The organism is Prauserella cavernicola (genome assembly GCF_016595675.1).
Lineage (GTDB): Bacteria > Actinomycetota > Actinomycetes > Mycobacteriales > Pseudonocardiaceae > Prauserella_A > Prauserella_A cavernicola.
Genome location: NZ_JAENJH010000028.1, coordinates 1 through 1,806, shown reverse-complemented (window position 1 = coordinate 1,806; position 1,806 = coordinate 1). Strand labels below are relative to the sequence as shown.

The 1,806-nt window shown below is 66.5% G+C and carries 1 protein-coding gene; it reads right to left on the bottom strand.

Translation table 11 applies throughout. The features are described 5' to 3' along the window. A partial coding sequence (dnaE, locus tag JHE00_RS34520) for a DNA polymerase III subunit alpha (protein WP_200326404.1) occupies positions 1 to 1,806 on the bottom strand: 1,806 nt, incomplete at both ends.

The following is a 1,806-nucleotide window of genomic DNA, read 5'->3' as shown; positions in this document are numbered from 1 at the left end:
ACATCCGGCGGCAACACCTTGATCCCCAACCGCCGACACTCCGACAAATACACCGCCGACTTGTCCTTGTTGTCCCCCACCGACGTCAACAACGCCGCCATGTACTCAGCCGGATAATTCGCCTTCAGGAACGCGGTCCAATAGCCGACGAGTGCGTAGCCGGCGGCGTGGCTCTTGTTGAAGGCATAGCCCGCGAACGGCAGGATCGTGTCCCACAGGGCGCGCACCGCGTCGCCCGAGAAGCCGGTGGCGAGCATGCCCGACTCGAAGCCCTCGAACTCCTTCTCGAGAACCTCCACCTTCTTCTTACCCATCGCGCGGCGCAGCACGTCCGCTCGACCCATCGAGTACCCGGCCACCTTCTGGGCGATCTGCATGATCTGCTCCTGATAGACCACCAGGCCGTGCGTCTCGGCGAGAATGTCGCGCAACGGCTCCGCGAGCTCGGGGTGGATCGGCTCCACGGCCTGGCGGCCGTTCTTGCGGTCCGCGTAGTTGTTGTGCGTGTTCATCGCCATCGGGCCCGGCCGGTAGAGGGCGTTGACCGCGATGATGTCGCCGAAACCCGTGGGGCGCAGGCGGCGCAGCAGATCGCGCATGGCGCCGCCGTCGAGCTGGAACACGCCCAGACTGTCGCCGCGGACCAGCAGTTCGTAGGTGGCGGGATCGTCCACGGTGAGCGTGTCGAGGTCGATGTCCTCCCCTCGGTTGGCCCTGATGTTGTCGATCGCGTCGCCGATGACGGTGAGGTTGCGCAGGCCGAGGAAGTCCATCTTCAGCAGGCCGATGGCCTCGCACGACGGGTAGTCCCAGCCGGTGATGATCGAGCCGTCGTCGCGCCGCCACAACGGAATGGTCTCGAGCAGCGGATCGGCCGACATGATCACCGCACACGCGTGCACGCCCGCGTTGCGGATCAGGCCCTCCAGGCCGCGGGCGGTGTCGAAGATCCTGGACACGTCGTCGTCCTGCTCGAGCAGGGCGCGTACCTCGGCGGCCTCGCCGTAGCGGTCGTGCCGCGGGTCGACGATGCCGGACAGCGGGATGTCCTTGGCCGCGACCGGCGGCGGCAGCGCCTTGGAGATGCGGTCCGCGATCGCATACCCGGGCTGGCCGTAGTGCACCCGGGCCGAGTCCTTGATCGCGGCCTTGGTCTTGATCGTGCCGAAGGTGATCACCTGCGCCACCCGCTCGGCGCCGTACTTCTCCGTGGCGTAGCGGATCATCTCGCCACGACGACGGTCGTCGAAGTCCATGTCGATGTCCGGCATGGACACCCGCTCCGGGTTGAGGAACCGCTCGAACAGCAGGCCCAGATCGAGCGGATCGAGGTTGGTGATGCCCAGTGCGTAGGCCACCAGCGACCCGGCCGCCGACCCACGGCCAGGGCCCACCCGGATGCCGACCTCGCGGGCGTGGTTCATCAGATCCGCCGTGATCAGGAAGTACGCCGGGAAGCCCTTGTCCGTGATCACCGCGATCTCGTAGTCGGCACGCTCGACGTACTCGGGTGGCACGCCGTCGGGCAGCCGCCAGCGCAACCCGCGCGCCACCTCCTCGCGCAGCCACGACGCCGTGGTCTGGCCCTCGGGGACGTCGAAGCGCGGCATCCGGTCCTTGTGGGAGTAGACGTCGTCGTAGGACTCGACGCGCTCGGCGATCAGCAGTGTGCTGTCCGTGGCACCGGGAACCTCTTTGTCCCAGTACTCCCGCATCTCCTCCGACGACTTCAGATAATAGCCGTCACCATCGAACTTGAACCGGTTCGGATCATTCAGCGTCTTACCCGACTGCACACACAACAAC